Source organism: Amphritea sp. HPY (assembly GCF_050870985.1).
Taxonomy (GTDB): Bacteria; Pseudomonadota; Gammaproteobacteria; order Pseudomonadales; family Balneatricaceae; genus Amphritea.
This window is the reverse complement of the sequence record NZ_CP194015.1, coordinates 3,714,999-3,737,402: the sequence shown is the minus strand read 5'-3', so window position 1 is coordinate 3,737,402 and position 22,404 is coordinate 3,714,999. Positions and strand designations below refer to the sequence as shown.

The window sequence follows — 22,404 nt, the reverse complement described above, 5'->3', positions numbered from 1 at the left end:
GGCTTTGGAATAATTGCTGAGATAGAAACCTGTAGACATTGTGTTGGCCTTCAAAAAATATGCCCGGGCTAGAGCCAGGGAGGGGCACGGAAATGCTGTTCAGCATATTTTGGCGGCCAGATAATTCTGCCCTGACCACCAAATAGCTGCGCCATCGGGAAAAAGAAACCTTCCATGAACTTGCCGGTAACCACCTCGTGGATCTCCTGTTCCCTGATTGTTGCGTCGCTGACGAAACGGTAGCGATTCCATACCCCGCGATAAGGGGTTCGGTAGACCGCTTCTGTCAGCTCATCGAGATTCAGGGTAGAGGCAGAATTCAGTACCCTGATCGCCATTCGGGTGTAATCGTAATGCAAACCGGCGGCCGCAATGCTGGGCGGTTGCTTAAATCTGGCACTATAGCGGCGTACCCACCATTGTTGCCACAGGGCGATGGGCATTGCCGAGTCCATGGTGATTATAAAATCTGAGCTGTCAGCGGTGAGTTCATACCAGTTTTCAAACCATCGCAGGCCATGTGCCAGTAGCAGAGCTTTAATTTTTCGCTGGCGGAACTGTCTGACGAAACTGGTCGCGGCGGCACTGCCGGTTGTTGTCATCGCGACCAGAGAGACCTGTTCCCGTTCGTACTTGTCCAGCAGGGAATGAAAGTCAGTTTGTGTAAGTTCAGTCAGGTCGTAGGGGAGAGGCTCCAAACCTGCCTGCTTCAGACTATCGCGCAGGGCATCTCCCCAACTTCTGCCGAAGGTGGAGTTTTCCACCATCACCGCCGCTTTATTGTTTTCGGGCTGCCATAACCCCTTATTCTGAAAATGCTGTAACGGCTCGCCATACAGTGCAGTAACCTTCGATGGGGATGGCCAGCCCTTAAACCAGCCCCGGTACATGCCGGGGGAGTTGCGCACTTTATCGGTTATTGTCTCAGATTCTCCAAGGTGACCAAGGTGCAGGATCTGATAGGGGACTTCAGCATCCATAACCGCCAGCGCCACGGCTGAATGCCAGCCTCCGAGTAACAGGCCCACGTCATGCTGGGTAACAGCCCTGATCATATTGTTAACCGCAGTGTCCGGATCTGAGGCACTGTCGATCCAGACCAGATCGATATCCTGTAATTTATTATCGACCGCTACCGGGACTTCCCCTTCAGCCCGGGCGTCCTCCAGAGCCATAATGGCGCCTTGCCGGATTGCCTGCCCTGTCTGGCTGGCGGGGCCGGTGAAGGGCCCCATGACCCCTATTCTGATCGCCTTGTTATCAGGCTGTGCCCGAAGCAGACCAAGAGGCAGGGCCAGTATGGCCGCGCAGCCTGCCTGCTGGAGTATACGGCGGCGGGATAGCCGGCGTCGGGAAGATTGGCTCAGGCCTGAACACTGCCCGGAACCCTTATCGTGCATCTGCAATTCCTCCTGGGCGTCACTGCTGAAACTGTACTCATCATCTGTTGTTGCAGCGCTGAATCGGTCTGTTGCCTGGCTTCAATAGCTTTGCTAACTGCGTAAGCCTCAGGCGTATTTAAACTAATATTAGCTCAGGCGGCAGGCCCCGGCGTTGATTCTCCCCGGTGTCTGAAAAAGTCCGCTACCCTTTAGGTGTGGTTGGCGGCGGTAAATTTTTATATGAGGCTAATGGTATGGGGCTGCTGAAAAAGCATTTGAAGGCCCGGATGACAGCCTATTTTCTGTTTGTTTCTATACCAGTGGTGATGTTTTTAGCCGCAGCGTCTTTTTTGCTGTCTGCGGATACCCTTAAAGGCATGGCCGTGGCCCGGTTCGAGCTGATTGCCGATCAGAAAGAGCAACAGATTAACCGCTTTATGAAAGATCAGATTGAGATTGTGCAGGGGATCTCTGCTCTTGATGGTCTACAAAAAAATGTGTTCCGGCTGTTGCAGCAGTCACCGGGAACGATGGCTTATCAAGCGGCCTATATGAGAATGGCCGATAGTTTATTTCGTTCGACTTTCCTTCACTATGGTGCTGCAGCAGGCTCGGATCTGACCGAGATCCTGCTGTTGAGCAAAACGGGTGGCAAGGTGTTCTTTTCCACTAATTCCAGCCATGAAGGTGAGTATCACCTCAGCTATAAGTATTTTACCCAGGGACGGCGCAAGCCTTATATCCAGCCGGTCTATCCATCACCGGATTACGGCTTAGCAACCCTGACCGTGGCCACGCCTTTGCTGGGACCTAACGAAGTGTCGGTTGGCGTACTCGCAGCGCATGTTCGAATACCGGTACTGGTCGATATTGTCAGTCAGCGTACGGGGCTGGGCGAGCGGGGAGAATCATATCTGGTTGATGCCCATAGCCGTTTTCTGGCGACCGCATACATGCGCGATCAAGCGCAACCCCGGGGGGTACATAGCGAAGGGATCGACGCGGCAGTTAAAGGCAAAGCAGGGTCGGGAATCTATCGTAACTATGCCGGGGAACTGGTGGTCGGCAGCTATCGTTGGTTACCGGCGCTGGAGCTGGCACTGCTTACCGAGATTCCTGTGAGCGAAGCGTTGCAGCCTGCTACCCGACTGGCCAGGATGATGCTGCTCCTCGGCCTGTTGGCTGTGGCGATGCTGGCTGTGGGCATTTATCTGATTACCCGTCAGATCGCTCGTCCAATACTGGCGGTATCAGAGACAACCCACAAAATAGCCGCCGGTGATCTGAGTCAGCGGGCCCCGGTGCTGACAGAGGATGAAACCGGAACCCTGGCGGATAACTTTAACCACATGATTGATCGTTTGAAGGGCACGCTTGAAGAGTTGTCAGTGGAGCAGCAGAAGTCTGAGCAACTGCTGCTCAATATTCTGCCTGGCCCTATTGCTCAGCGGCTTAAACAAGGTGAAGAAACTATCGCCGACAACTTCTCTGATGTAACTATCCTGTTCGCCGATATTGTCAATTTTACCCCGATGTCAGTTGACCTTCCGGCCCGTGAAGTCGTTGGTTTGTTGAATGAAATATTTTCGGAGTTTGATCAGCTTTGCGAGTCGCGCGGGTTAGAAAAGATTAAAACTATTGGTGATGCTTATATGATCGGTGCAGGGCTTCCTGTGGCAAGGGACGATCATGCTTTAGCCATAGCGGATATGGCGTTGGATATGCTGGTGGTGATTGAAGATTTTAACCGTAATCACGGCACCAAGCTGCGTATGCGGATAGGAATTAACAGCGGTTCGGTAGTCGCTGGCGTGATAGGTACTAAGAAGTTCATCTACGATATATGGGGAGATGCGGTAAATACCGCCGCCAGGATGGAGTCCCAGGGCCTGAAGGATCGGATACAGGTAACAGAAACGACCTATAACTACCTCAAGGACCAGTATGACTTTGAAGACCGTGGCCTGATTGAGGTAAAAGGCAAAGGCAAGATGCACACGTATATCTTGCAAGGGCATAAGTGATCGCTGCGCAATATTGCTTCTGAACCGTTGGCGATATGGGAGTGTTATATGCACAGGTTGACCAGGATAACTCGATTAATTGCTCTGGCTTTTCTGAGCCTGAGCCTGAGTTTGATTCTGGTTGGTTGCAGTGATCAGGAAAAGAACGGCACGGAGCTGCGAATCGGTCTGATTGCGCCAATCACCGGGCCGCTATCCAAGGTGGGGAAATCCTCGGTTGAGGCGGCTCAGTTAGCTTTGCAGGAGATCAATGATAGTGGCGCATTATCAATCGCCGGGGAACCGGTCCGGCTGGTACTGCTGATTGAGGATAACCAGGACCAGGCGTCAATGGCGGTGAGTGCGGCCCTGAAGTTGATTAATCGTGACCGCGTCAACGTGATTGTCGGCCCTCAGGTAAGCCGCAATGCTATTCCCGCAGCAAGAGTAGCTGAGCGGGCAGAAATTCCGCTGATCAGTCCCGGCTCGACCCATCCTGATACTACGCGCGACAAAAACTGGGTGTTCCGGGTCGCTTTTATCGATACCTTTCAGGGCCGGATTATGGCGCGGTTCGCCCGTGAAGAATTGAAGCTGCAACACGTCGCCCTGTTGTTCGACATTTCCAGCGAGTATAACCGGGGTCTTGCTGAGGTTTTCAGAACCACCTTTGAAGCATTGGGCGGCGAGGTCGTCGCGTTTGAGTCCTATACCCGGGATGCCCCTGATGTCAGAGAACATCTGGCCCGGATCGGTGCCAGCGGGAGTCCGGCGCTGTTTCTGCCGAACTACCACAACGAGGTGCCCGGTCAGGTGCGCCAGGCGAAAGCATCAGGCCTTCAGTTGCAATTACTGGGCAGCGACAGCTGGGCTCAGATTCCGACGGTTCATCGCCGTATCATCGAAGGTGCATATTTCAGCACTCACTATACTAGCGATAGTACCGACTCCATGGCACGGGAGTTTGTCAGCCGATATCGGCTGGCATATGGCCGTGCGCCGGATGATATCGCCGCGCTGACCTATGATGCCTTCGGTTTATTACTGCAGGCTGTTAAAACTCAGCACAGTATCACTCCGCAGGCTATTCGTGACGGTCTGGCGGCGAGCAATAACTATCCTGGGATAACTGGCGATGTGACCTACCCCGGTTCCGGTGATCCCGTGAAAAGTGCCATTGTGATGCAGGTGCGTGATGGCCAGTTCCTGTTCCACTCCAGGGTCGAGCCCCGCAAACTTGCCGACTAGCTTCCAGGCAGTGCCAAACCATCAGTTGTAGCTATGCTTAAGGGGCGTATTCGCAGGTTACTTATCAAGAAAAAGATCTTTGGGCCCGTAACGGAGTAAAAAAAACATGGGTATTGAGAAATTATTGCGGTTTATGTTTAGTGTGATGTTGTTAATGGCGCTTTTCTATCTGGCCATTTATGTGTTTGACCTGAAACCGGTGTTTCAGGCTGTTGCCGACGCTTTCAAGGGTATGTTACCAACATCCACCGTTGGCTATGGCGGCTGAGAGACTGGATCTGAACAGGGGGGAATGATCCTGAATGAAGTCTGCACTGAATCTCGTTTATGGTCATAGATTGAACTACAGCTGAAAGCCCAGTCCTGGTTGCTCTCCGGCTATCTTCTGCCCAAAGTTTCCACAGAGTTATCAACAGAAATATGGGGTAAGTATTTCTGCATAAACAGGCTAACTCCACATCACCATGATGGCAGCCACCGCGATAAGGAATAATCCCAGTATATCTTTAACGCGCACCTTATCCTTAAGCCAAAAGGTTGCTATCAACAGGGTAAAGAAGACTTCGACCTGGCCTAAGGTTTTAACATAAGGTACTGCCTGCAGTGACATGGCGCTGAACCAGCCGATTGAGCCGACACAGCTGGTGGCGCTTGTTAGCAAAGTCAGTTTAGGGCGTAGCCACAAAGCCTTAAGCGTGTCTCTGTCCTGCGTTCCCAGATAGGCTAGTAGTACCAAGGTTTGAATACCTATCACGAACACCAGCACCCAGGCTGCACTATAGGGGAAAGGCACGTCTAAGCTCAGACTAGCTTCACGTACCCAGAGTGACGTTAACGCAAATGAAGTGCCGCAACAAAGCCCTATAGCCACTGTTTTCAGTGACAGGCTTCTCAATCCTTGTCTGCTGCTCATAAAAAACACCGCTAAGGCGCCGAGAACCACACCGGCCCAGCCAAGCAATGACAGTGAAGTGCCAAAAAACAGGACCCCGAGCACCGCAGCAACAATGGCCTCACTCTTGGCAAGGCCTGCGCCGATGGCAAAATTCTGTAGCTTGAACAGTTTAACCATAAGCCCCGTCGCCAGGATCTGCATGGCTGAAGCACCTGATACAAACAGTATAAAAAGCTGGCTGAACTCGGGAATACCCGGATTATGCCAGGCGTACAGGCAGGTTAAATAGACCAACGCTATCGGCCCTGCCCATAAGAAACGGGCGAGTGTCACCCCGGCAACTTTGACCTCTTTACTCAGACGGCTTTGACAAGCATTGCGCCATGACTGCATAAATGCCGCCAGTAAGGTAAACAGGATCCACATGCGTTTATAGCTCCATCGTCCGGGGGAATTACTGTAAACCGCGTATTCTACGTTAACGTTGTATAAAACAGACAAGCGTCAATATCACAATGTCATGATATTTTTTGTGCTTGAGGCTGGCTGAGGGTTTATGGAAGGAGCCCCTTACCTAGCTGGCTTTCAGACATAAAAAAGCGATCATTTTGCAGCGCTGCATTTTTGTCAGTTGGCCCGGTCCAGATCTAAACAAAGGTCAGCCACTCGCTCCACGTCTTCGGCCTGGTGGGTCACCATCAGTACTGTCTTGCCATTGGCCTTTGCCGTATTACGGGTCCATTCAGTTGCCAGTTCACGGGTCTTAGGATCCAGTTCGGCAAAGGGCTCGTCCAGTAATATCAAAGGCTCGGGGCGTAGCAGTGTTCGGATCAGGGCGATGCGCTGACGCTGTCCGCCTGATAGTCCGCCAGGTCGTTTATTCAGTTGCTGGTCGACATTGAGCTGTGTAGCTGCTTCAAGTAGCTGTTCATAGGGAGCATCACCCGAAAAACCCAGGCAGAGATTTTCTTTCACACTCAAGTGTTCGAACAGGTTGATGTCCTGGAATAACAGACTCACCGGTCTTTGTTCGATTTTCAGCTTCAGTAAAGATTCTCCACGCCAGAGAATGTTGCCGGAGCGGGGTTTTAGAAAGCCTGCTATAGCGCTAAACAAGCTGGTTTTGCCAACCCCGCTGCGCCCCTGAATGGCCAGTATCTGCCCCTCCTGAACGTCGAAATTATAGGCTAGCAACTGGTTGTCACGCTCCAGTGTCAGATTGTCTATCTTAAGCATGGTGAGTTCCCTCAATTGGGGGCTTTTTATCGCTGCGTTTTCTTGTACTTTGTAGCTGTTCTATCCCCCACAGGATCAGCGCGCAAAGCGCCAAAAGTAACAGCGATGCCAGGCTTGCCTCCGCTATTCGATAGGTACCCGCGTAGCCGTAAATCAGCCAGGGCAGGGTGGTCCAGTCCTGTGTGCCGAAGATGGAAAATATCGCCACATCACCCATAGCCAGCACCAGAACCAGAGCGAAAGTCGGTGCCAGTACCGATCGCAGGAAGGGCCACTCTATCTGTAAACGTTGCCACTGATTCAGTTTCAAAGAGCGGGTCAGCAAGTGGTATTGGCTGTCGAACTGCAGCAGCCGGGGCTTTAGCTTTTGGATTGCGAAGGGTAAGACCACCGCGGTATTCAATAACGCCACCCACAGCATCCCCCATCGTTCCAGGTCCATCAGGGGCAGCAGAAACACAAACAGCCCTACGGATACCACCATGGCGGGTGCGATCAGGTTATGCACAGCAAGCCACTCGAACAATACCTGACGATGACGATGGCCGCTGATAATTGCGTCACGCACCGGTTGCAGCGTCAGGTAAGCCAACATTATGCCTGCCAATGCGGCAGTTACCCCCAGGCCAATACTGATCAGAGTGGGCTGCACAAGCTCGTTCAGCTCAAACCGGCTCAGCTCATCCTGTAGCAGTCCTGGAAACAGCGCAAGTATAGGTAGTAATAGCGCCAGCCAGGCGGTGAAATAGGTTAACTGTAGCAGGCGTTTGCCGCTGCCTTTGGCTGCGGGCGTGTGTTCCCTGCAGTCAGTATCCAGCGATAACCATGCGGTTGTGCCTAGTCGTGAAATCAGCAGGTAAAGGCTACCGGCGATAAGCAGCTGGGTCCACGCCAGTGTGAGGGTTTCCGGGATGTTGAAGTCATATTTCAGCGCCTGATAAATGGCGACTTCCAGGGTAGTGGAGCGGGGGCCGCCACCTAGGGTCAGGACAATCGCAAAGCTGTTAAAACAGAGTATGAATATAAAGCCGGACAGCATCAGGGCGGTGTGCCGCAGTGTCGGTAATTCAATTATTTTTAGCCGTTGAAACTCTGTAAGTTTCAATTGGGCTGCCAGTTTCCAGCTGCTATCGGGAATAGCCTGCAGTTGCTGGTAGAACACTCGTACAGCAAAAGGCATATTCAACAATATGTGGGCCAGCAGAATGCCGTTGAGGCCGTAGAGATTCCATTGTTCTCCCGTAATTGCATCAAGCAGCGGAGTAGCCAGTCCAGAGCGCCCCAGTAATGCGACCAGCCCGGTGATCAGCACCAGTGTAGGCATCACAAAGCAGAGCAGGCACAGGCCGAGAAAGGAGCGACGTCCCGGCAGATTTGGCAGATAAAAAAGAGCCCGGGCGACAGGCCAGGCCAGCAGTACCGAGATCAGGGCGCTGAGCAGTGCTTGCTTAAAGGTAAATTGCAGAATCTGATGAAAGTAGGGGTCACTAAGCAGCGACCAGTCAGGCCCTTCATTGCTGAGACCAATCAGCCCCTGAAAGGCCAGTACAGTCATCAGAACGACAGCGGTCAGCGCTAACCCTGCAGCAATTCTAATCGGCATCAGACTTGGGCTAGCGCGAGGTTTCGCTGCGCCATTCCCTGATCCAGTTACGGCGTTGCTGTGCTACTTCGGTGGGAGTGAATCCGATCCGCTCTGGGGCGATCAGCTGGTTAAATACTTCAGGCAGAGCCACGCTATCAATGACCGGCAGCATCCAGTTGCTGGTGGGAATAATCGCCTGGGCATCGGCTGAAACTAAAAAGGCCAGGAAGTCCCGTGCCAGCTCCGGATTTTTGCTGACCCGGGTAATTGCCGCGACCTCAATCTGCGCAATATGTCCTTCACTGAAGAGCGCAGCGCGATACTGATCCTTGCCTTCAGCTACTACATGATAGGCCGGTGAGGTGTTATAGCTTAATACGTAGTCGGCATCGCCTTTCAGAAACAGGCTGTAAGCTTCCCACCAGCCTTTGGTGACAGTCAGGGTATGGGGAGCTAATTGCTGCCAGGCCAGGTCTGCCTGCTCTCCGTATACTGATTTGACCCAGAGCATCAGCCCCTGGCCCGGTGTGCTGGTACGGGGGTCCTGATAGATAATGCTGGCGTCAGATTCGATCAGCTCCTTGAGAGAAGAGGCCGGAGTAGTGATCTTCTGGCTGTCGTATATAAAGGCGAAGTAGCCATAGTCGATCGGCAGGAAATCCTCATCCTGCCATTGCAGCTCTTGTTTCAGGCCATCAAGAGGCAGTTGATGGGGGGTAACCAAATCTTCACGGCGGGTTTCTTCGATGAGTGCATCATCAATTCCCAGAATAACATCTGCCTTAGTGCGATCCTTTTCGATGCGCAGACGGTTAAGAATGCTGACCCCGTCTTCCACTGCGATAAATTCCAGGTCGCATTCGCAGCGCGCTTCAAAAGCCTTTTCCAGTTGTGGTCCGGGGCCCCATTCAGAAACAAAGGAGTCATAAGTGTAAACCGTCAGGTCAGCTGCAAATGCCGGGATGCTGAGGCTAAAACAGGTAAGCAGGGTTAGTAGCTTCTTCATGGTGCCTTCGATGGCGGGAAAGCTGGCGAAAGTCCGGAAGGATCCGCTTATTTCCTACGCCAGTAGTTAACTGGATCAGGTTCTACGGGTTAAACTCTCAGCCAGACAAGCAGGTTTATGCTCTGCTTTCTTTATTTCGGCACCCCGATAAGACGTTGGGTGATTTTACCGCACCGCCAGAGGAGAAGCTATGACAACCCGGCCTACAGGGCAGCAGCCTCTCTTGCCACAAGACAAAGACACGGCTAAGACTCAATCCATTTTCAAAGCGGTGAATGTTTTTTTGGGTGCACCGGTCACGTGGCTGCCAATCGAGGGGACTGGTACTACAAATGCTCTGTTCCGTACCCATCTGCCTGGCCAGCCACTGGTGTTGCGATTAAGCGCCGATGATACGCAAGCATTTGGGGTTAATCGCCAGTCAGAGGCGGATGTTCTGACCCTGATTCAGGGGTATGACTGGGCGCCCAGGGTGCTTCATAACGACTGGCAGGCGGGATGGTGTCTGATGAGTGATCATGGCATTTCACCGAAACCTCAGGAATCGCGTAGTTATACACCTTTGCTGCTTCAGGCCGTCAGACAGTGGCAACAGATTATTACAGGCCCCTGTTTCGATTATCCTGCGCTGTATCAGCGTTATAGGGATCTGTTTGCAGGACAGAAAAATAGTGTCTGGATAGCTTTGCTCGAACGTCTTGAGTCGATTAACCAGGCGTTGCCCGAGGTGCCTGAATGTCTCACGCATCATGACCTTCACCGGGGGAATCTGTGTTTGGATGACGGGCGATTAGTGGTGCTGGACTGGGAGTATGCAGGGATAGGTAATCCGTGGTTTGATGCTGCGGCATTGAACCGTCAGTTTGGTATTTCTGTAGAGGATATCGCCAATTTACCTGCCTGGCAGGCTTTATCACCGACAGACTTCAAAACCGGCTTGATACTATCTCTCTGGCATACTGAGGCTCTCGAGAATCTGTGGTATGCGGCCAGGGAACGAGGTACTGATATCGACTCTGACCGAATTAGTCAGGCCAAGCGGTTATTGGATTATTCCCTTCCCTTCCCTGAACCCTGAATCGACGCCTTTGAGTAAGTAGTTGATTAAATAACACACAACAACTGGCGTCGAGCCGAGTAAAGCGAGACTACGTCGGAGTTTCGCCGATGACCCCAAAGGGAACTCGTCTCAGGGATTTTTCAGGCTTGAAGCGTAATAATCTTGTCGTTTTCTCTCCCGTATCGCGGATCCAGTTTTGCTACCTCCCGCGATATAAGCAATCTTCCTATACTATGATTTGAGCACAGTCCTCTAGGGAGATAGCTTTGAAGGAAACTCAGGACCGGACAACACAGAGTGTTGCCACCCAAATCCTGCAAACGGTAAAGCAGGTCGCGCGTGAGCTGCATCCCCAGCAGCCTTTTTCTGCAGAGTTGAGTCTGGATAGCTCTCTGGATACAGATTTCGCTTTTGACAGCCTTGGCAGGGTTGAGTTGTTGCTGCGCCTGGAGCGCACTTTTGATGTGGCGTTGCCCGATTCACTGTTGAGCAGTGCAGAGACCCCTCGTGATCTTCTAAGAGCCGTAGTGGGCGGGCAAAGCCGGGTCTCAGGCCCTGTTCTGCCTGAGGTTGAGAGTGTTGATGCGGTGTTGCAGGAGCCCTGCCTTGTGCCAGAGCGAGCAAAGACCCTGACAGAGGTTTTGGAGTGGCATCTGCAAAATGATCCAGACCGAATCCATATCCGGCTCTACGATCCGGATGGCGAGGGCGCAACGATCAGCTTTCGCCAACTGAAGGCAGGGGCGATGCGGATTGCTGCGGGCTTACAAAAACTGGATCTGCAGCCCCAGGAGCCGGTTGTGCTGATGCTGCCAACCTGCGAAGACTATTTCTACTGTTTCTTTGGCGTGCTGTACGCTGGCGGCATCCCTTGTCCGATCTATCCGCCGGGAAGAATTAGCCAGATTGAAGAGCATCTTAACCGCCATGTCAGCATAGTGCAGAATGCCGGTGCAGGAATCATGCTGACTCAGGCTGAAGCTTTGCCATTCGCCGGTTTGCTACGGAGTCGGGTGAGATCGTTACGCCACCTGGTGACGGCAGATCAGGTGCAAACAGATTACGAGAACCTGGTTCTGCCGAAACTTCACGCTGAGGATATCGCTTTTTTGCAGTACACCTCTGGCAGTACCGGTACCCCTAAAGGCGTGGTGCTGACCCATGCTAACTTACTGGCAAATGTGCGTGCCATGGGGGAGGTGGTGCAGGCCAGTTCCAGTGATGTGTTTGTCAGTTGGTTGCCGCTCTATCACGATATGGGGTTGATCGGGGCCTGGTTCGGCAGTCTATACCATGCTGCGCAATTGGTGATTATGTCCCCTCTAAGCTTTATTGCCCGGCCTCAGCGCTGGCTGGAAGCGATTCACCGCTTTCGGGGAACCTTATCGGCATCGCCCAACTTTGGTTTTGAGCACAGTGTCCGCCTGATTGATGATGAGACGCAAAAGCGGCTTGATCTATCAACCTGGCGCTGTGCTTTTAACGGAGCCGAGCCAGTCAGTCCGCAGACCTTAAGTGCATTTTGTGAACGGTTTGCTGCCTGTGGTTTTAACCCCAGGGCGATGATGCCGGTGTATGGTCTGGCTGAGAGCACTGTAGGTTTGGCGTTTCCTCCGCTGCAGCGGGGCCCGGGGGTAAGTCTGATCGACCGGGAACGTTTTAACCGTACCGGTTGGGCAGAGCCCTGCTCAGAAGAAGGTAAAGGGGCGCTTGAAGTTGTTGCCTGCGGACGAGCCTTGCCACGGCATCAGCTTCGGGTTGTGGATAACACCGACCGGGAGCTGCCAGACCGACAGGAAGGGCGAATTCAGTTTCAGGGCCCCTCTTCAACCAGTGGCTACTATCGTAATCCGGAGCAAACCGCCACCCTGTTCCATGGTGACTGGCTCGAAACAGGTGATCTCGGTTATATCTCTGAAGGCGAGCTCTATGTGACCGGCAGACAGAAGGACCTGATTATACTGGCGGGACGAAATATTCATCCGTCTGAACTGGAAACCGCCACCGGAAACATGGAGGGAGTACGCAAAGGCTGCGTGGTCGCTTTTGGTAGCCGGAGTCCCGAGCGGGGAACCGAACGTTTAGTGGTGGTGGCTGAAACCCGCCAGAAGGATGAAACCCGCCGCGCAGAACTAAGTACTGAAATCAATCGGTTGGCTGTAGATCTGTTGGGACAGCCGGTAGATGAGGTGTTGCTGGTTGCACCTAACCGGATACTAAAAACTTCCAGCGGCAAGGTACGCCGTTCTGCCTGCAAAGCTCTGTACGAGGAGGGCAACTTCCATGGCACGCCTGAAAGTCGCTGGTTGCAATGGCTGCGTATCGGTTGGGGGGAGTTGAAAGGTCGGCTGTTCAGATTCTGGCAACGGTCTCTGGACTATGCCTTTGCCTGCTATGGCTGGGGGCTTTACGGCCTGTTGCTTTGTCTGACTCTACCGCCGTTTCTGTTACTGCCGGGTGTGCGGTTGCGTTGGTGGGTGATCCGTCAGGCGGTCCGGCTGCTTGGTTTTCTTACTGGTACTTCGGTGCGGCTTGAAGGTGCTGAGCATTTGCCGCTGTCAGGCGAAGCCTCTGTTTTTGTCTGCAATCATTCCAGTTATCTGGACGGCTATGCTCTGGTGGGCTTTTTACCGCGCTGTGTGCGGTTTGTTGCCAAAGGGGAGCTGAAAAGAAAAAAACTGATCGCTTTCCTGCTACGTAAGATTGGTATTGAGTTTGTTGCGCGTTTCGATCCTGATCAGGGCAGCGCCGATACAGCTCATCTGGCGCAACAGGCCAGAGAAGGTTCGCCTCTTTTCTTCTTTCCTGAAGGTACCTTCACTCGCGTTTCCGGTCTCAGGTCATTTCATCTTGGCGCATTTACAACAGCCTGCCAGCAGCAACTGCCCGTGGTGCCTCTGGCGATAAGGGGGACCCGCACTATGCTCCGTGCAGACAGTTGGTTCCCGCGACGTGGGCACATCATTATTTCTATTGGAGAACCTATATCCAGTCATGTGGCGGAAGGGGAAAGCCTTTGGCAACAGGCGATAGTTTTGCGGGATCGCACGCGGGTTGAAGTGCTGAGGCTATCTGGCGAGGCGGATTTAATTACGGAAACTGCAACTACAGAGACAGAGTAAATTCACACGGGAAGGAACAGGTCGCACTGCTGCAATCGCCGGCGCTCAGGTTTTATCCAGGAAACAGAAAAGATATGAACCTGATGTAAATTTCAGGCATAAAAAAGCGCTAACCGTTAAGTTTCGCTTCCTACTGTAGCCCCGTTCATAGGGCTTTTGATACTTGAAGGATAGACAGATCAAGTAATGGTCCCAGTGGCCGCTGATTGATTGTTGCAGCCTGTTGACTGCAACAACCCCGATGGGGCTTCGCCGCAAGCGGCTTGTCCAAACAATTTCCTGGAAACTGTTTGTCAAACCGGCACGCTTTAAAGGGCGGGCTAAGATCTTATGTGAAGGTGAATCACTAGCAACGCTTTGTATTTCTATAGATTTCCTTTGATAGCCTTTATCTGTCAGGTCCATAGTACGCAGAACGTGATCGACCATAAGAAGTTATACTTTTCTTATTACTGGCATGGGTAATTCTGGAATAGCAACAATGGATAAAAGGGCAGCGAGTTCCAACCAGCAGAGCGGCCAATGGCAGTTCTGGATCGACCGGGGGGGAACCTTTACCGATGTGGTGGCTCTCCGCCCGGACGGTACCCTGGTGAGCCATAAGCTGCTCTCCGACAATCCGGAACAGTACCGGGATGCAGCCATTCAGGGTATCCGCGACCTGTTGGGCATCACATCGGAGCAGCCCATCCCTTCAGAGCGCATTGCTGCGGTAAAGATGGGTACTACCGTCGCCACCAACGCCCTGCTGGAACGCAAAGGGGAGCCTTGTCTGTTGCTAATCAACCAGGGGTTCCGCGACGCTCTGCGGATCGCCTACCAGAACCGGCCCAGGTTGTTTGATCGCCACATCTGTTTACCCGAACTGCTTTACCGGGAGGTCGAAGAGGTTATCGGGCGCACCGGCGTCCACGGAGAGGTTCTGACCCCTCTGGATCTGGCGTCTGCGCGCCTGGCACTGCAGGGCGCTTATGATCGCGGCATCCGATCCGTCGCTATCGTGCTTATGCACGGTTACCGCTATTGTGATCATGAACGACTGATAGCCGGCCTGGCAAAGCAGATCGGTTTTACCCAGATATCCACCGGCCATGAGGTCAGTCCTCTGATGAAGCTGGTAAGCCGTGGCGATACCACGGTAGTGGATGCATACTTATCCCCGATCCTGCGCCGCTACGTAGATCAGGTAGCAGCGGAACTGGGCGGAGCCAAGCTGATGTTTATGCAGTCTAACGGTGGGCTGGTGGATGCCGAGCTTTTCCAGGGTAAGGATTCCATACTTTCCGGCCCCGCCGGCGGGATAGTTGGCGCAGCGCGTACCAGCGCCATGGCCGGTTTCGATAAGATTATCGGTTTCGATATGGGCGGTACCTCTACCGATGTCACCCACTATTGCGGCGAGTACGAACGCACGTTTGAAACCCAGGTGGCGGGCGTGCGGATGCGAGCGCCGATGATGCAGATCCACACTGTTGCGGCGGGAGGGGGCTCCATACTCAGTTTCGACGGTTCCCGTTATCGGGTCGGCCCTGATTCCGCCAGCGCTAACCCGGGGCCGGCCAGCTATCGCAGAGGGGGCCCCCTGACGGTCACCGACTGCAATGTGATGCTGGGCAAGCTCATACCCGAGCATTTCCCTCATATATTCGGCCCCAGCGCCGACCAGCCTCTGGACAAAGCGGTGGTGCGCACACAATTCGAAGCACTGGCCAGTAAGATAGAAACAGCCACCGGCAGATCCTCTACCGCCGAAGTGGTCGCCCAGGGTTTTTTGCGTATCGCCATTGAGAACATGGCCAACGCTATCAAAAAGATCTCCACCCAGAGGGGGTATGACGTCACCCATTACGCCCTGTGCTGCTTCGGTGGCGCCGCAGGCCAGCATGCCTGCCAGGTGGCGGACCTTCTGGGGATGACCAGGGTGCTGTTTCACCCACTGGCCGGCGTTCTATCGGCTTATGGCATGGGCCTGGCAGATATCCGTTCTCTGCACCAGCAGGCAGTGGAGCAACGTTTTACTGCCCCGTTGGCCGATAGTCTTAAACCGGACTACCAGCTCCTGGAAGATGAGGGACGTCAGGAGGTGAGGCAACAACAGGTTCCGGACCATCAGATTAAGGCGATCTATAGAGCCCATCTCAAATATGAGGGTACGGATTCCGCGCTGGTTGTGAAATTCAACGACTTCGAATCCAGTTGCATGGCCTTTGAGACGGCACATCGTCAACGCTACGGCTTTATTGTTGCTGACAAATCCCTGATACTGGAAGCGATCTCAGTCGAGGTAATCGGCACCACTCATCAGGAGGTATCTCAGGGAGAGATGCCATCTACCGGCGATCAGGGCGCAGCCCCTGTGATGCTGGATGGGGCAGTGATGGAGACGGAGACGGAGAGAACGCTGAAAGCCATGGCCCGAACCCGTTTCTACAGCGACGGCCGCGCCCATGATGCTCCCCTGTATCAGCGGGAGAAACTGCAATCAGGTGCCTGCATTCAGGGCCCCGCCATCATCGTGGAAAGCACGGGGACCAATGTGGTGGAGTGCGGCTGGCAGGCGACATGCACCAAACGGGGCGATCTTCTGCTGGAGCGGGTGATCCCTCTGGAGCGACAGGTAGCTATTGGTACCGCGGTGGATCCGGTAATGCTGGAAGTGTTCAACAATCTGTTTATGTCCATCGCCGAACAGATGGGCTTCACCCTGGAGAACACCAGTTACTCGGTGAACATCAAAGAACGCCTGGACTTCTCTTGTGCCATCTTCGATCAACAGGGACATCTCGTGGCCAACGCCCCCCACATTCCGGTTCATCTGGGTTCCATGTGGCAGAGTATACGCAGCGTCATCGATAAGCATGCCGGCAGTATGGAACCGGGAGATGTCTTTATACTCAACGCCCCCTATAACGGTGGTACCCATCTGCCCGACGTCACCGTCGTCACGCCGGTGTTCGACGATAACGCTCATAGGCAAACGGCCAAACAGGTGCTCTTTTATATCGCCTCCCGGGGACATCACGCCGATATCGGCGGTATTACACCCGGCTCCATGCCGCCGGATAGCCGCTCGGTAGAAGAAGAGGGCGTTCTGATCGACAATATCAAACTGGTGGAAAGGGGGAGTTTTATGGAACGGCAGATGCGTGATCTGCTGGCAGCCGGTCCCTATCCGGCTCGTAATCCCGATCAGAATATCGCCGATCTCAAGGCTCAGATCGCGGCCAACGAAAAAGGGGTGCGGGAACTTCGTCGTATGATCGACCAGTTTAGTCTGCCGGTAGTTCACGCCTATATGCAGCACGTCCAGGACAATGCCGAAGAATCAGTTCGTCGGGTGCTTGATGTACTCAAAGACGGGGAGTTCCGCTACCGCATGGACGATGGTGCCGAGATCTGCGTCAGCATCCGTATAGATAAGGCAAAACGCTCGGCCCGTATTGACTTCAGTGGCACCTCGGCCCAACGCGACACAAACTTCAACGCCCCCAGTTCGGTCTGTCATGCAGCCGTGCTTTATGTCTTCCGCACTCTGGTGGATGATGAGATCCCCATGAATCAGGGCTGCCTGAAGCCTCTGGAGATCCATATCCCGAAAGGCTCCATGCTGGATCCCGCCTACCCTGCTGCCGTGGTAGCCGGAAATGTGGAGACCTCCCAGTGGATTACGGACAGTCTCTATGGTGCGCTGGGCGTTCTGGCAGGCTCACAGGGCACCATGAACAATTTCACCTTCGGCAACGACCGTTATCAGTATTATGAAACCCTGTGCGGCGGTTCGGGCGCAGGACCCGATTTCGATGGCACCAGCGCCGTCCAGACGCATATGACCAACTCCCGCCTGACTGACCCGGAAGTGCTGGAATGGCGCTATCCGGTACTGCTGGAGAGCTTCGAGCTTCGTGATGGCTCCGGAGGTCGTGGTAAGCAAAACGGCGGTGACGGAGTCATCAGACGGATCCGCTTTCTCGAAGCCATGACCGCTGCCATCCTGTCGTCTCACCGCAGTACACGCCCTTTCGGCGTCGAAGGTGGAGAACCGGGCTGCCCCGGAGAAAACTGGGTGGAACGGAGGGATGGCAGTCGTGAAGATCTGGGCGCCACCGCCCAGGTAGCGATGCAACCGGGAGATTGCTTCGTGGTGGCTACGCCGGGAGGCGGGGGTTATGGTAAAAGTGATTAACAACAAGGTCTGAAGAGCTGATGGCTGTTAGGATGCCAGCAACTATTTTTGGAGCCTGTTATGAAGCTTGAATTGAACGATCTGACACCTGAGCAATTCCTGGCTGAATACTGGCAGAAAAAGCCGTTAGTTATTCGCCAGGGATTTAAAAATTTTCAGGACCTGCTTTCTGCAGATGAAATGGCGGGCCTGGCCAGTGATGAGTTAGTCGAGTCACGCCGAGTTTTTCAAAAAGATGAGCAGTGGCAGGCTGAATTTGGTCCGTTTGAATGCTACGAGCACCTAGGTGAAAAAGACTGGACGTTGATTGTACAAGCGCTGAACAACTGGCTGCCTGCGGCAGAAGACCTGATCCAGTGCTTTGATTTTATTCCAAGGTGGCGTTTAGATGACGTCATGGTCAGCTTTGCCACGCCGGGGGGGAGTGTCGGTCCCCATATTGATCTATACGATGTATTTATCTGCCAGGGCTCCGGCAGTCGTCGGTGGCGGGTGGGTGATCTGGGTGGGCATACAGAGTTTGCTGCCCATCCTGCCTTGTTACATTGTGAACCGTTTGAGCCAATTCTGGATATTGAATTAAATACCGGTGATATTCTTTATCTGCCTCCTGGCTATCCTCATGACGGAATATCGCTTGAGCCTTCGATGAGCTTTTCTGTTGGTTACCGTACTGCGTCAGCCAGCGATATGCTCAGTGGTATTGCCGACTACCTGATTGATAATGAGCTGGGTAAGGAACAAATTGCCGATCCTGATCGGAGTATTTCTACTAAGTCTGGTTGTGTTACCCCAGCGGATTTCTCCCGCATAAAACAACAACTGCTTGATACCCTCGACGATAAGCTGATTAGTCAGTTCAGTGGCTGTCGTCTGACGACCTCTAAGTGCGAACTTGACCTGCCTGAAAGCGAGTTAGGTTTTCAAGTGTCTGACTTGGTGGAAACAATCCAAAGCAAAGACTTAATTCGCTTAGGTGGTCTTCGTTGCTTGTATTTCGAAAATAGCTATCAGCAAGGCATATTGTTCATTAATGGTGAAACAGAATCACTTAGCGCGGATCTGGCTGATGTCATCCCTATCCTATGCAACGACCCCGTGCTAACGGCGGATAGCCTGGCTGAGTGGATGGAAAACAGCGCTTTTCTTGAGCAGATGGTTGTCTGGATTAATAAGGGATATTGGTACTTTGATGAGGATTGATCAGGCGTTTATTTGCTGATCTCCCATAGCAGGATAGCTGTTGCCTCCCCTGATTAAATACAAGCTTTGTATGAGTTGACTTGAAGGATAGATAGAAAAAGCCGGATACTTTCCAGTGAAGGGGGCTGGTGCATCCGGCTTTTTGAGGATAGATGATGATCTATATTCTAGCGCTCTCCTGTTGAAAGAAGGTTGCTATATGCTCGTTAAATCAGTCCACCTATCAGAATGATTGCTTAATGGAAAATTGAATGCGATTCAAATCGCCGCTGCTTCCCCCCTCGACAACACGTTCAGTATTACTAATCTCAATACCTGCTCGAGTCTGAGGTGAGATATTCCACATGACATTAGCCATCATTGAAGTCGCTTCCTTGTTTACAGACCCTGTCGCTGCTGTTTTGACATAATCACTGTTATCCGCCTCTGTATACGAGTATTGGAGAGTAGACCGTATATTTGATGTCCACCAGTGTTGGTAGGCCAGGTTGATCGCAGTCGTGTCGAGAGCATCAATACTTCCACTACTTGTAGGCTCTGCATCGGCAAAGAAATTACCGCCGACGAAGCGTCCTACAGCTCCCTTTGCAGCAAACCATTTGAATTGATCTTTGGAATTATTGATCTTGATGTTGCCGCCAGCCACAAGACCAAACCCCACTGTTGAGTTATCCCCGGCAGAATCTGTTAGTTGGCGACCTATACCGACAACTGAGGTATTGTGCGACTCACCTTTCATATTGTAACGAACGAACAGATCCGGGATGCCATCACCAGAAGTTGTTAGGGAGCCCGGGCCAGGAGCCAGATTTGTGAGTGTTGTTTCTGGGTTCTCAAGTGAGACCTGAAAAGGTCCATCGGTATAGCGGAAGGCAGGCTGACGAAGTGCTGAAGGTCCACCTGTCAGGCCACTAAAATTATTCTGTTCAGCAAGGGAAGGAAAAATAATCATACTGGACCAGTTTTGTCCTACACCCCATTTGCCAAACTCAGCCCAGGCAATTCGCATACGGAAGTTGTGGGAGTTGCTAAACCTTTCAGTACCATCGGAGCCGTAGAAGTCGCCCTCGAAGCGTGTTTTCAGAGCTCCACTGGCTCTAGGTGTCTCAGTACTGATAATCAAACGGCTTTCACGTGCATTCATACGTGTGTCTTTTTTATCAGCTTTAGCGGTTCCTTCTAGTGGGATAAAACCAGCAGCAATGAGCTCGTCACCTACAGAGAGCCCTGAAAGGGATTGAGAAACGTCACTGTGAATCAGATCCGCCTTGATATAGCCCCCGATCTTGACAGAGGTATTACCCACCTGAAAAGGTTCGAAACTGTGTGCCATAGTCGAAGCCAGACAGATTGACAGGCCAGCAATAGTCCTAATTTCGTTTTTATAGTTCATAATTTTATTATTCTTCGTAGTCATTGGTTTTTATTATTTTGCATAGCGATGTGCTTAACATATTAACTATTTATTCATAATTCTCCTTTTTAGCGCATTAAAATTGGTTGATTATTCTATGAGGGACTTGATGGCCACTTCGGTACTTATGAGCTGGGCCGGATCAACAATGATTTTTCGTTCAATGAGCTTTTTACTGCTCATAAAGTCAGAAACCTGATTGACTGCGTCACAGGCTATTACACGGCGTTCTTTCAAATAGAAGAAGGAAACAGAATCACTCGTAGCGTCACCGCGAATAACCAGCTGATCGTACCCCTGGCTTAAGCCTGCAATCTGTAATTTAAGGTTATACTGGCTGGACCAAAACCAGGGGATGCTGTTGTAAGCTTTTTTGTTGCCGACAATACAGGAGGCGATAGTTTTAGCCTGATCAACCGCATTTTGCACTGATTCCAGTCGTACTCGCCTGCCATAAACTTGATTGAAGTGGTTGGTACAGTCACCGGTGGCAAAAATATTGTCCTGAGTTGTCTGGCAATATTCATTGACCAGAATGCCGTTATCGCATACTAAGCCTGCGGCATGGGCCAAAGCGTCATTGGGTATGACCCCTACGCCAATTACCACAATATCGGCGTTAAATGATTGTCCGTCAGAAGCGACAACCTGTTTGACGTGTGAACGGCCTTTGAACGCTTGAGCAGATATATTTGTTACGATATTAACGTCCTGCTCCGTGTGAATTCGCATAAAAAAATCTGACACTTCCGGTGCTACGACTCGTTGCAGGATACGTGGTGCCATCTCTAGGATAGTGACGTCGAGCCCTTTTTTTCTTGCGGTTGCTGCAATCTCTAAACCGATATAACCACCGCCAACAACGACCATCTTATTAGCATTTTTAATATCAGCCTGAAGGTTTTTTGCATCATTCAAGGTCTTAAGGTAATGGATGCCTTTCAGGTCTGATCCAGGGATGTCCAGTTGCCGCGGTACTGATCCTGTCGCGATCACCAGGTAATCATAATTGAGGTTTGATCCATCGCTCAACCTAATACTATTTGAATTGGGATTAAGCTGAGTGACTGTCGTATTTAACATACAGTTGATGTTATCAGATGCAAAAACTGCATCTGGGAGCAGTGCTATCTGATGCTCTGTTTTTTCACCAGACAAGAAGTCTTTAGAGAGCGATGGACGATTATACGGGAGCGCTTTCTCGTCAGCTATTAACGTTATACGCCCACTAAACTTATGTTGGCGCAAGCTGGAGATTAGTTGGCTACCCGCATGGCCGCCGCCAATAATTACTACGTGGCTCATTATTGTTTGCTCCGTTAATGATAAATTTTTTAAAACTACAGCCCATAGCAGGGAATAAAACTTAGGGAACCTACGAATAAGTCCTGACGGCATTTATCATCCCCTTTGGGGGCTGGCTTACGGGAAAGTTCACAATCAAGGAAGAACTTTGCAGTAATGTCCAGACCTTATAATAAGTTCTGACACAGAGTGTGGGATTTTCCGAAAGCCCCGTAGGGCAAGCCCTGAAGCCCGTACCTGCTTTGTTGAAGTTCTGATTAAGGACTCTGGCCATTAATGGCGTACTTCGCCTTGCTACTACAGGTAGCATGCCCTCTGGGTGCTTCAGGACTTGCAGAGCACGAGCGGGACTTGTTCGCAGGTTCCTTAATCTTCTTCCGGTGCGACGGTGAGTTTCAGGTTGTTCATTTGAGCCGACAGTTTAATCTGGCAGCTGAGCCGAGAAGTGGGGGTCAGGTTCTCCAAAATCGATAACAGTTCCTGCTCCTCTTCATTTGCTGGAACAAGCAGGTTGGTACACGATGAATCAATAATGACGTGGCACGTGGCACAAGCGCAGTTTCCACCGCATATCGCTTGCACACCTAGCTCATTGTCGCGCAAGGCTTCCATTAATGTGATATCTGTTTCGGCTGTCAGATTATGATTGTCACCTGAAAGGTCATTTACATTCAGTACGATAGACATCGCTTTCTCCTATCTAATAAGTTAATTACAGCCCTGAATTTAATAACGGGGCTGTAACTGGTTGATCAGTCTGGG

The 22,404-nt window shown here is 52.0% G+C and carries 15 protein-coding genes and 1 riboswitch; of the genes, 7 read left to right on the top strand and 8 right to left on the bottom strand.

Features of this window, described 5'->3' with window-relative positions:
* Positions 1–68: 68 nt before the first annotated feature.
* Positions 69–1,400: an ABC transporter substrate-binding protein gene (locus tag ACQUQM_RS16625; protein ID WP_432470995.1), complete on the bottom strand. Its 1,332-nt coding sequence runs from the start codon at positions 1,398–1,400 to the stop codon at positions 69–71.
* A gap of 167 nt (positions 1,401–1,567) precedes the next feature.
* On the opposite strand from ACQUQM_RS16625, the gene ACQUQM_RS16620 reads away from it, so the two are divergent.
* From ACQUQM_RS16620 to ACQUQM_RS16610, 3 genes are all read left to right on the top strand, one after another.
* Positions 1,568–3,406 (top strand): adenylate/guanylate cyclase domain-containing protein, encoded by a 1,839-nt coding sequence (locus ACQUQM_RS16620; protein ID WP_432470994.1) that lies wholly within the window; start codon positions 1,568–1,570, stop codon positions 3,404–3,406.
* A 48-nt stretch (positions 3,407–3,454) separates the two neighbouring features.
* Positions 3,455–4,633 (top strand): ABC transporter substrate-binding protein, encoded by a 1,179-nt coding sequence (locus ACQUQM_RS16615; RefSeq protein WP_432470993.1) that lies wholly within the window; start codon positions 3,455–3,457, stop codon positions 4,631–4,633.
* 106 nt (positions 4,634–4,739) lie between these two features.
* Positions 4,740–4,901 carry a hypothetical protein gene (locus ACQUQM_RS16610; protein WP_432470992.1) on the top strand — a complete coding sequence of 54 codons (162 nt, stop codon included), beginning with the start codon at positions 4,740–4,742 and terminating at the stop codon, positions 4,899–4,901.
* Positions 4,902–5,081: 180 nt separating this feature from the next.
* Here ACQUQM_RS16610 and ACQUQM_RS16605 read toward each other — a convergent pair whose 3' ends face one another.
* The 4 genes from ACQUQM_RS16605 to thiB all read right to left on the bottom strand — a co-directional run bounded on the left by ACQUQM_RS16605 (position 5,082) and on the right by thiB (position 9,355).
* The gene (locus tag ACQUQM_RS16605) at positions 5,082–5,954 is read right to left on the bottom strand and encodes an EamA family transporter (RefSeq protein WP_432470991.1); all 873 of its coding nucleotides are present in this window, start codon (positions 5,952–5,954) and stop codon (positions 5,082–5,084) included.
* A gap of 201 nt (positions 5,955–6,155) precedes the next feature.
* Positions 6,156–6,764 carry an ATP-binding cassette domain-containing protein gene (locus ACQUQM_RS16600; RefSeq protein ID WP_432470990.1) on the bottom strand — a complete coding sequence of 203 codons (609 nt, stop codon included), beginning with the start codon at positions 6,762–6,764 and terminating at the stop codon, positions 6,156–6,158.
* The gene (locus ACQUQM_RS16595; RefSeq protein ID WP_432470989.1) at positions 6,757–8,367 is read right to left on the bottom strand and encodes an ABC transporter permease subunit; all 1,611 of its coding nucleotides are present in this window, start codon (positions 8,365–8,367) and stop codon (positions 6,757–6,759) included. The genes ACQUQM_RS16600 and ACQUQM_RS16595 overlap by 8 nt, the downstream gene beginning before the upstream one ends.
* A 10-nt stretch (positions 8,368–8,377) precedes the next feature.
* Complete coding sequence (thiB, locus tag ACQUQM_RS16590; RefSeq protein ID WP_432470988.1) at positions 8,378–9,355, bottom strand: thiamine ABC transporter substrate binding subunit; 978 nt, start codon at positions 9,353–9,355, stop codon at positions 8,378–8,380.
* A gap of 34 nt (positions 9,356–9,389) precedes the next feature.
* Positions 9,390–9,512, bottom strand: a riboswitch (TPP riboswitch).
* A 33-nt stretch (positions 9,513–9,545) separates the two neighbouring features.
* On the opposite strand from thiB, the gene ACQUQM_RS16585 reads away from it, so the two are divergent.
* The 4 genes from ACQUQM_RS16585 (at position 9,546) to ACQUQM_RS16570 (ending at position 18,923) form a co-directional block, all read left to right on the top strand.
* Positions 9,546–10,433, top strand: a complete 888-nt coding sequence (locus ACQUQM_RS16585; protein WP_432470987.1) for a phosphotransferase — start codon at positions 9,546–9,548, stop codon at positions 10,431–10,433.
* Between the two features lie 248 nt (positions 10,434–10,681).
* Positions 10,682–13,537: an AMP-binding protein gene (locus ACQUQM_RS16580; protein WP_432470986.1), complete on the top strand. Its 2,856-nt coding sequence runs from the start codon at positions 10,682–10,684 to the stop codon at positions 13,535–13,537.
* 481 nt (positions 13,538–14,018) lie between these two features.
* Positions 14,019–17,720 carry a hydantoinase B/oxoprolinase family protein gene (locus ACQUQM_RS16575; protein WP_432470985.1) on the top strand — a complete coding sequence of 1,234 codons (3,702 nt, stop codon included), beginning with the start codon at positions 14,019–14,021 and terminating at the stop codon, positions 17,718–17,720.
* A 60-nt stretch (positions 17,721–17,780) separates the two neighbouring features.
* Entirely contained in the window at positions 17,781–18,923 is a 1,143-nt protein-coding gene (locus ACQUQM_RS16570; protein WP_432470984.1) for a JmjC domain-containing protein, read from the top strand.
* A gap of 223 nt (positions 18,924–19,146) precedes the next feature.
* Here the strand turns inward: ACQUQM_RS16570 and ACQUQM_RS16565 are convergent, their stop codons facing one another.
* The 3 genes from ACQUQM_RS16565 to ACQUQM_RS16555 all read right to left on the bottom strand — a co-directional run bounded on the left by ACQUQM_RS16565 (position 19,147) and on the right by ACQUQM_RS16555 (position 22,329).
* On the bottom strand, positions 19,147–20,316 hold the full coding sequence (locus ACQUQM_RS16565; RefSeq protein WP_432470983.1) for a DcaP family trimeric outer membrane transporter: 1,170 nt from the start codon (positions 20,314–20,316) through the stop codon (positions 19,147–19,149).
* 111 nt (positions 20,317–20,427) lie between these two features.
* Positions 20,428–21,642 (bottom strand): NAD(P)/FAD-dependent oxidoreductase, encoded by a 1,215-nt coding sequence (locus ACQUQM_RS16560; RefSeq protein ID WP_432470982.1) that lies wholly within the window; start codon positions 21,640–21,642, stop codon positions 20,428–20,430.
* Between the two features lie 366 nt (positions 21,643–22,008).
* The gene (locus ACQUQM_RS16555) at positions 22,009–22,329 is read right to left on the bottom strand and encodes a 2Fe-2S iron-sulfur cluster-binding protein (protein ID WP_432470981.1); all 321 of its coding nucleotides are present in this window, start codon (positions 22,327–22,329) and stop codon (positions 22,009–22,011) included.
* Positions 22,330–22,404: the final 75 nt, after the last annotated feature.